Here is a 9,107-nt window from a genome sequence, read left to right on the forward strand (position 1 = left end):
CTGTGGGACGTCGACCCGAAGGCCGCCCCGGCTCACCGCCGGGGGCCTTCGCTGTCTCCGCCGGTCAGCGCAGCCGCGCGGGACCGGTGGTCATCTGCCCGTCGGTGATCACGATGCCGTGATGGGCGCCGGGTGCCAGCCACGCGGTCAGGGTGGGGCCTTCGGCTCGCACGTCGACGCGGGCGTACCGGAGGTGTCCGCGCAGCCGCGCCGATGCCGTCACGAGCCCGTGACCGTCTTCACCGGGTTGCGCGAACCCCAGCGCCCCGGCGATGGGTAGTCGCGGTCCGCGCGGCCGAGTCCGGGTGGAGACGCGCCACGCATCGGTCGACGCCTCGAAGGTTCCGTGCACGTCGCCGTCGAACTCGGCAGGGACCTTCGGCAGACTCCAGTGGACGCGTCCGCCGTGCACGGACGGTTCCGAGTCCACCGCGATGAACGGCACCGCCATGCGCGGCAGCAGGCCGGTGCGACGACCCGGCGCCCGCAGCACCGGGCTGGCCAGGATTTCGCGGTAGGGCCCGACGGGCGAGTCCAGGTAGTCGACCATCATGGCCAGGGTCAGGGGCACGGTCGCACCGTCGGGCCCGAGTACGCGGGCGGCCTCGGTGCTGCGATGCCACCAGAGCGTCGCGCGCACCCCCGCCGGCCACGGGGGCGGAGTGCTCGCGGGCCAGTCCGCGCGGTCGGTGTGCGATTCAGGCACGCTCCACATCGACTGTCTCCCTTCGCGTGATCACCGTCAGCGGAAGCCGCAGTGCGCCCGGCGCGTCCACGGGCACCACCGGCGTTCGCGGCGGAGACGGTTCGATACGTACGTATGGCTTGCCCGGTTCGGGTCGGGCATCGACCTCACCCCTGTTGGGCCACAGCGCGAATGCGCGCTCGGCCTGGGCGGTGATGGTCAGCGACGGGTTGACGCCGAGGTTCGCGCTCACCACCGACCCGTCGGCCACGTGCAGACCGTCGTGGCCGTAGGCCCGCAGATAGGGGTCGACGACACCCGTATCCGGCGTATCGCCGATCGCGCAGCCGCCGAGGAAATGCGCGGTCATCGGGATGTTCACGACGTCGGCGAGCGAACCGCCGGGGTCTCCCCCGATCCGCTCGGCGACCTTGCGGATCGCGGTGTGACCCTGTGGGATCCATTCCGGTGGCGGATCTCCCGGCCCGGGACGGCTGGTGACCGCGCGACCGAGACGCCCCTTCCCCTTCGCGAGTTCGAGCGAGTTGTCGTCGGTCTGCATCACGAGTGCGATGACGGTGCGCTCCGACCAGTGCCGCACCGACAGGCTCCGCAGGAACGCCCCGGGACGACGCAGCGCCACACCCACCGTCTTCAGCAGCCGCGGCGCCCGTCCGCCGCCGTCGCTGAGAACGGTCTGCAACAGCCCGATGGCGTTGCTGCCCTTGCCGTATCGCACCGGTTCGATGTGGGTGTGGTCGTCGGGGTGGAACGAGGACGTGATGGCCACTCCCTTCGTGAAGTCCGTGTCACGGCGTCTGGCGGTGGCCGCGAGGACGGCCTCGGAATTGGTGCGCACCACCGATCCCAACCGCGGCGACAACCGCGGCAGCGCACCCGATTCCTTCATCGCCAGCAACAGCCGCGCGGTGCCGTACGTGCCGGCGGCGACCACCACCTGGTCGGCGGTGAACGTGCGCTCCCGCTTGCGCATCCCGTCGGTGCGGCGGGTCCGCAGCTCGTAGCCGCCGCCCACCCGGGGTCGCAGTTCCTTCACCGTCGTCAGCGCATGGACCTGCGCGCCTGCCTTCTCGGCGAGGTGGAGGTAGTTCTTCACCAGCGTGTTCTTTGCACCGACACGGCAGCCCGTCATGCAGCTCCCGCACTCGGTGCATCCCGTGCGGTCGGGTCCCTCGCCCCCGAAGAACGGGTCTGCAACCGTCGATCCCGGCTCGCCGAAGAACACGCCCACCGGCGTGGACGTGAACGTCGCGCCGGCGCCCATCTCCTCGGCCACCTCACGCAAGACGGCGTCGGCGGGGGTGAACGACGGGTTGGTCGTCACACCCAGCATCTGCTTCGCCTGCTCGTAGTACGGGGCCAACTCCGACTGCCAGTCGGTGATGTGCGCCCACTGCTTGTCCTCGAAGAAGTGGCGCGGCGGCTGGTACAGCGTATTGGCGTAGTTCAGCGAACCACCGCCGACCCCGGCCCCGGCCATGACCAGGACGTCGGGCAGCAGGTGAATCCGCTGCACGCCGTAACAACCCAGCCACGGCGCCCAGAGGTAGCGCCGCACCCGCCAGCTCGTCTCGGGCAGCTCGTCGTCGGCGAAGCGGCGACCCGCCTCGAGAACGCCTACGCTATAACCCTTCTCGGTCAGGCGCAGCGCCGCGACGCTACCGCCGAAACCGGATCCGACCACGATCACGTCGTAATGCGTCATGCGACGCTCTCCTTCGCGGACGTGCGTCGAGACATGTAGTTCTCCTGGTCGAATCGCTGCAGCTGGGAGCGGAACTTCCAGGTGAACGTCGGCCACTGCACCGAATTCCGCCCCTCGGAGTCGTAGTACCAGCTCGAGCAGCCGCCCTGGTTCCAGACGGTGGTCTGCAGATCGGACTGGATTCGGGTGTTGTACCGGCGCTGCGCCTCCTCGGTGACCTCGAAAGCGGTGATTCCGCTGTGATGCATCACCTTCAGCGCGTCGGCGATGTACGCGGACTGCGACTCGAGCATGTAGACGATGGAGCTGTGACCGAGGTTGGTGTTGGGCCCGTACATCAGGAACAGGTTGGGGAAACCGGCGACCGTGGTCCCCTTGTACGCGCTCGGGCTGCCGCCCCAGTGCTCGGCGAGGGTGCGGCCGTGCGACCCGAGCAACGCATGCGCCACAGGCGGTTCCGTGGGCGTGAAACCAGTCGCGAAGATGATGGTGTCGACCTTGTGCTCATTACCCACCGCGTCGACGACGCCGTCCTGCGTGACCCCGGTGAGTCCCGCGTCGACGAGCGTGACGTCGGGGCGGTCGAGGGTCCGGAGCCAGTCGTTCGACAGCAGCATCCGCTTGCAGCCGATGGTGAAGTTCGGGGTGAGCTTGCTGCGGAGTTCGGGATCACGCACCTGGCGCCGCAGGTGCACCCTGGCCACCAACTCGAACGCCGGCAGCAGCCCGGTGGCGTGCGCGAGCACCCCGCCCAGGGCTTCACGGAAGCTGTAGACGGACGCCCGGACAGCCTTCTGCACCAACGGCAGTCGCCGGTAGAGATCCTTCTCCGTGCCCGACAGTTCGCGGTCGAGACGGGGGATCACCCAGGCGGGGGTGCGCTGGAACACGGTGAGATGCTCGGTCGCGGCTGCGATCTCGGGGACGAACTGCACCGCGGACGCGCCGGTACCGATCACGGCCACCTGCTCCCCGGTGAGGTCGTGGTCGTGGTTCCACGTCGCCGAGTGGAACGTGGTGCCGCCGAACGACTCGAGCCCGGGCATGTCCGGGACGCTGGGCGTCGAGAGCGCACCGGTCGCGGCGACCACGACGTCGGCCGTCACCGTTCCGCGACTGGTCCGGACGGTCCAGAGGGCCTGGGCGTCGTCCCATTGCGCTTCCTGCAGTTCGCAATCGGTCACCACGCAGTTCATGACCCCGGTGTCGACCGCAACCTTCTTCAGGTAGCGGTAGATCTCGGGCTGGCGGGCGAACGTATGACTCCAGTCGGCGCTGGGCGCGAACGAGAACGAATACAGCGACGTCGGGACGTCGCAGGCGCAACCCGGGTAGGTGTTGTCGCGCCATGTCCCGCCGACGTCCGCCCCGCGCTCGATGATCAGGACGTCGGCGTCCGGCTGCGTCTGCAGAATGCGCGCGGCCAGTCCCATACCGGCGAAACCCGCGCCGACGATCAGGGTGTGTACGTGCTGCGGAAGGTTCACGACTTCTCCATCTTCGATTCCCACACGGGCAACAGCCGCGCGCGGAGTGACTGTTCGGCCTCGGCGGTGCGGAACAGTGCCGACACCGCGAGACCGCGAACCAATTCGATACTGAGCTCGATGGCGTCGGAGTCGAACCGATCACCGAACACCTCCGCCGACCCGTGACGCAACGCTTCGGTGACCTTCCGCTCGAGCGGAACCGTCGCCTCGTACAGCGCCGGATCGGTCCGGGCGGCCACCCACAGCTCGAGCGCCGCATAGAACAGCGGACCCGAGAAGGCGTCGGCGAGCACCTCGACCCCGCGACCGGCGTCCACCTCGGCGGCGAGGATCTCCTCCATCCGCTTGTCCACCAGATGTTCCACGGCGGCCACCACCAACGACTCCTTGGTGGGGAAATGGTGCAGCTGGGCGCCGCGCGACACCCCCGCCCGCCGGGCGATGCCCTGCGTGGTGGTGCGTGCGTACCCGAGCTCGACCAGGGAATCGACCGCCGCGTCGAGCAGCTTCGTACGCATCGCCGCGGTTCGCTCCGCCTGCGTGCGGGTCGGCTTGACTACTGCTGTGTCAGGTGTCACACCCAGCACTGTAGGCGGAAAAAAGAAAACAGTCCAGACTGCTTTTAAGTGCTGCGCCTGTGAGTGCTTATCAACCGCGGAACGTTAATAAGTACTCACGGGCCTACGGCACGAGGCGATACCGCAGCATCATGTCGTGGTCCTCGTGGTCGAGCATGTGGCAGTGCCACACGTAACCCTGGAGGGGATGGGACTCGTGCTCCATATGGCCGCCGCCGGAGTGATCCATCGCGCCCCCCGACATCCCGAACGTCGCGTCGGGGTCGAAGCCGAGTTCGTCCGCGGTCGGGAACCGGACGATGATCCGGGTGATCGAGTTCGCGTCCGCGATCACGGTGTCCTTGAACCCCGACTCCCACACCTGCGGCGCCTGGATCGGCCCGACGGCGAACGGATCCGCCGACGGTGTCCACCGCATCCCGACCGCGGGGACGGGGACGGCCTGCATCAACGCGTTCGTGTCGATGGCCTGCCGTCCGATCACCCGGAACGCCACCAGGTGCAGGTGGATCGGGTGCGGTTCGGGCGTGACGTTGACGATGTTCCACTGCTCGACGGTGCCCTGCCGGGGCATCTCGATGTCGTCGCTCGTGTAGCGGAGGTTGTTCAGCGACATCAGCGGGGACGGCTGGCCGAGGCCCTGCGCGAGTTGCAGCACCGACACGGTGCGCACGACCGACGGTTGCGCGATGGGCGGGAGGACGGCGAGACCACGGCTCCCGCCCCGCAGGGTCTCCGGCACACCACCCGTGAACCCGGCGGCCGTTCCGATCCGGAACCGGCAGAACCGCGGCATGATCTGCACGCCGCGCTGCGCCACCTGCGCCGGAATCGGTTCGTCGTTGCGCAGTTCCACCGTCGTCCCGGGCGCGAGGGCGCCGAAATCGACGAGGAGGTCGACACGCTCCCCCGGTCCGAGCCGGACGTGGTCGGTGGCGACCGGCGCGTCGAGCAGCCCGCCCTCGGCGCCTATCACCCAGAACCTCATCCGGTTCTCGAAGAACAGGTTCCACACGCTGAACGACGCGGCGTTCACCATCCGCAGCCGGTACAGGCCCCGCGCCACGGACATCTCCGGCCACACCTTGCCGTTCACCACGCCGACGTCGCCGGGGGTGGCGGCTTCCCAGCTGCCCTGCGGGTTCAGCGGATTGGAGCGGACGCTCTGCCGCCCGTCGTCGGTGAAGTTCTTGTCCTGCAACACCAGAGGAAGCTCGAACTCGCCCGATGGCAGGCCGAGCGGGTTGTCGCCCTGACCGGTGTCGTACTCGTCGCGCAGCAGGTACATGCCCGCCAGCCCGGCGTAGATGTTGAGCCGGGTGACGCCCATGGCGTGGTCGTGATACCAGAGCGCACAGGCTTCCTGCCGGTTCGGGAACTCGTGCACCATCCCCTGCCCCGGCCGCATGATGTCCTCGGGATGCCCGTCGAACTCCGGGGGCGTCCGACCACCGTGCAGATGAAGCGACGTCGGCACCTGGGTGCGGTCCTGTTCGGTGACGCCGTGGATCCTCGTGTCGACGTCGGCGGCCAGGGGGTTGCTCGCGATGTCGTTGCGGTAGGTGAGCGACGTCCGTTCGCCGACGTGGGCCTCGATCGTCGGGCCCAGGTAGTCCATGCCGCCGTAACCGAGGGCCGGGGACGCCGGCAGGTCGGGGTGGAACACGTGCGTGGTGCTGCTCGCGTGCACCTCGACGGCGCTCCCGCCCAGCACCGGCAACGGCGGCAACTGTTCCCGGAACGGCTGCAGCGGCGGCGAGGAGAAGACGAACGGCCGCAGCGGATCAATCCCGAACGGGTAGGCGCTCGCCGACCCCACCCCGACGGCGCCGAGCCCGGTCGTCAGCGCCAGTCCACGAACGAACGACCTACGCGGAATCCGTCCATCCATTCGGCGGAGCCCCCCTGCACGGTGAGAAACAGCATTGCGAATCGAGTAGCCGACGGTACCCCAACCGTTGCCGCTCGCACCGGGTTTACGGGGGCTCCCCTTCTCGCCGCCGCCGTCGTCGTGCCAGTCTGGCCTCATGACTCGTGCAGTTCCGAAGAACATGGCATGGATCCCCGGGGGCACCTTCTGGATGGGTTCGGAAGACTTCTATCCCGAGGAACGCCCCGTCCACCAGGTGACGGTCGACGGATTCTGGATGGACTCGCACCAAGTCACCGTCGCCGAATTCCGCCGATTCGTGAAGGCCACCGGTCACGTCACCACCGCCGAGACCGCCCCCGACCCCGCCCAGTACCCGGGCGCCGATCCGGCGCTGCTCGTGCCCGGTTCGCTGGTCTTCACCCCGACCCCCGGCCCGGTGCCGCTCGACGACTTCACCCGCTGGTGGTCGTTCACACCGGGCGCCGACTGGCGGCGCCCGGAAGGTCCGGGCAGCAACGTCGGCGGACGTGAACGCCATCCCGTCACGCACGTCTCGTGGTTCGACGCGCGGGCGTACGCGGAGTGGGCGGGCAAGGATCTCCCCACCGAAGCGGAGTGGGAGTTCGCCGCGCGGGGCGGGCTGGACCGGAAACCGTTCGTGTGGGGCGACGAACACGAACCGGGCGGCCGACCCGGCGGCAACGTCTGGCAGGGCCAGTTTCCGTGGGAGAACCTCCTCGAGGACGGCTTCGCGGGGACGTCGCCGGTCGGCCACTTCCGTCCCAACGGTTACGAACTCAGCGACATGGCCGGCAACGTGTGGGAATGGACCACCGATTTCTTCACCACGGATCACTCGGAGAGCGGGAAGAACGTCGCGCCTGCCGGTTCCTGCTGCATTCCGACCAACCCGCGCGTCGACACCGCACGCGTCGAGAACCCGGACGAACCGTATGCGCGCCGGGTGATCAAGGGCGGCTCACACCTCTGCGCGCCCAACTACTGCCTCCGCTACCGACCCTCGGCCCGGCAGGGCGACACCGAGGAGACGTCGACGTGCCACATCGGGTTCCGGTGCATCATCCGCCCGTGACGGTCTTTCTCACCTCACGGGGATGAAGACGCGCCGCGTCCGCTGCGGTTGAGTCGGTGGTGTGCGGTCCACCAAATTGTCTGTGGCGCTGGCCCGGGAAGCGCTGATCGCGCGGACCGAAACGGCCAACGGCTGGTTGCAGGGCACACCTCCGGGCCGCACGGTTCGACGCGTCATCGACGGGCTGATCGAGATCGAGCTCGTCGACCGGTCGATGACGCTCGCCGCGAGGATCTTCACGTCGGTGCTGCCCGTGATGATTGCGGCCTCGACGCTGAGCAGTTGGAACGTGACCGCCCGCACCATCAAGACCCAGTTCGGCTTCGACCCCACGGAGTTGTCGTCCACGTCCGGCGCCGTGGACACCACCGACCCCTCCTTCGCGGCGTTCGGTGTGGTGGGCCTGCTGATGATCGCGATCAGCGGTACGTCGTTCGCCCGGGCCCTCGCCCGCATCTACGGAAAGATCTGGAACGTCCCGTCGATCAACCTCCGGGACGCCTGGCGGTGGCTGGTGGTCCTGTTCGCCGTCGCGATGTCGGGGACGGCGATCGGCCTGGCCAGCGAGCTCACGAGCGTCCGGTTCATCGGGCCACCTCTCGCACTCGCCGGGGAGTTCGCGGTGTGGATGACCGTGTGGACTCTCAGCCCGTATCTGTTGACGATGGGTACCCTCAAGGGCCGCGTGCTGTGGGCGACGGGGGCGCTGACCGCCGCCGCGCTCACCGCCCTCCACGCCGGCGGACGTCTCGTCCTGCCCCGGATCACCGCCGCCGCGCAACACCAGTTCGGGTCGCTCGGCCTGGTGTTCACCGCGATCAGCTGGCTGTTCGTCCTGTCCGTCGTGATCGTGGGGTCCGCGGTGATCGTCAAGGCCATCGCACTCGACGAGGGCTACGTCGGACGCTACCTCCGCGGACCGGACGCCGACGCGTCAGAACAGGCCGCCGAATCCCTTGCCCAGGACGACGGCCCCCATCACGAGTAGCAGCACGCTCATCACCGCGGCGTTGTTCGCCTGCAGCCACACCTTGAGGCTGTCGAGGGTTCCGCGCATCTTGTCGGCGGCGACGGCGTAGGCGATGACCGGGACCAGCACCGTCGATCCGGCCAGCACCGTGTACACGACGAGGGCCACCACCTGCTCGCCGCCGTTGACGTCCGCCGTGCCGATCGCGACGCCCGCCGACACGCAGAGCAGCAGATTCTTCGGATTGATCGCGGCCAGTGCGAATCCGAGTCCCGTCGACTTCACGAAATTCAGATCGTCGATGGCATGCATCCACTTCGGCGGTTCCGCGTTCGCGTTGCGGCTTCTCCACTGCCTCGCCGCGAGCAGGAGCAGCAGCACACCGACAACCACCTTCACCCACGAGACCGTCGCGGACGGGTCGTCGGAATCGGAGGTGTCGATGCCACCGGCCAGGAGCAGAAAGATGCCCGTCGCGACGAGGATGCCGACGATCCAGCCGACACCGAAGCCCGCGCTCGCACCGCCCGCGCGTTTCGACAGCAACATCAGGATGACGGCGATGATCGGTATCGGCGAGATCGCGACACCCACGGCGAGCGGTAACAGATCTCCGATGACTGAGCCCATGTCCGAACCGTAGGGTCGGGACGCCGCCTGCGCCTCGCACGTGCCGGGTGAACCGCACGTGA

8 protein-coding genes are annotated in these 9,107 nt (G+C 68.5%); 2 read left to right on the forward strand and 6 right to left on the reverse strand.

From position 1 onward, the window contains the following. Positions 1 to 64: 64 nt before the first annotated feature. From RJ1_RS36590 to RJ1_RS36610, 5 genes are all read right to left on the reverse strand, one after another. On the reverse strand, positions 65 to 715 hold the full coding sequence (locus RJ1_RS36590) for an acetoacetate decarboxylase family protein (RefSeq protein WP_073367876.1): 651 nt from the start codon (positions 713 to 715) through the stop codon (positions 65 to 67). Then, positions 699 to 2,411, reverse strand: coding sequence for an FAD-dependent oxidoreductase (locus RJ1_RS36595; RefSeq protein WP_073367878.1), 1,713 nt, complete (start codon positions 2,409 to 2,411; stop codon positions 699 to 701). Before RJ1_RS36595 ends, RJ1_RS36590 begins: the two co-directional genes overlap by 17 nt. Continuing rightward, entirely contained in the window at positions 2,408 to 3,898 is a 1,491-nt protein-coding gene (locus tag RJ1_RS36600) for a flavin-containing monooxygenase (protein WP_073367881.1), read from the reverse strand. Before RJ1_RS36600 ends, RJ1_RS36595 begins: the two co-directional genes overlap by 4 nt. Further along, on the reverse strand, positions 3,895 to 4,488 hold the full coding sequence (locus tag RJ1_RS36605; RefSeq protein ID WP_083400541.1) for a TetR/AcrR family transcriptional regulator: 594 nt from the start codon (positions 4,486 to 4,488) through the stop codon (positions 3,895 to 3,897). Before RJ1_RS36605 ends, RJ1_RS36600 begins: the two co-directional genes overlap by 4 nt. 94 nt (positions 4,489 to 4,582) lie before the next feature. Beyond that, entirely contained in the window at positions 4,583 to 6,370 is a 1,788-nt protein-coding gene (locus RJ1_RS36610) for a multicopper oxidase family protein (RefSeq protein WP_073367889.1), read from the reverse strand. Between the two features lie 136 nt (positions 6,371 to 6,506). On the opposite strand from RJ1_RS36610, the gene RJ1_RS36615 reads away from it, so the two are divergent. Next, entirely contained in the window at positions 6,507 to 7,445 is a 939-nt protein-coding gene (locus RJ1_RS36615; RefSeq protein ID WP_073367892.1) for a formylglycine-generating enzyme family protein, read from the forward strand. 82 nt (positions 7,446 to 7,527) lie between these two features. After that, positions 7,528 to 8,433: a hypothetical protein gene (locus RJ1_RS36620; RefSeq protein ID WP_073367900.1), complete on the forward strand. Its 906-nt coding sequence runs from the start codon at positions 7,528 to 7,530 to the stop codon at positions 8,431 to 8,433. On the opposite strand, the gene RJ1_RS36625 is transcribed toward RJ1_RS36620, so the two are convergent. Continuing rightward, complete coding sequence (locus RJ1_RS36625; RefSeq protein WP_073367895.1) at positions 8,380 to 9,045, reverse strand: GAP family protein; 666 nt, start codon at positions 9,043 to 9,045, stop codon at positions 8,380 to 8,382. The genes RJ1_RS36620 and RJ1_RS36625 overlap by 54 nt on opposite strands. Positions 9,046 to 9,107 lie beyond the last annotated feature (62 nt).

The organism is Rhodococcus jostii NBRC 16295 (assembly GCF_001894825.1).
GTDB classification, from domain to species: Bacteria; Actinomycetota; Actinomycetes; order Mycobacteriales; family Mycobacteriaceae; genus Rhodococcus_F; species Rhodococcus_F jostii.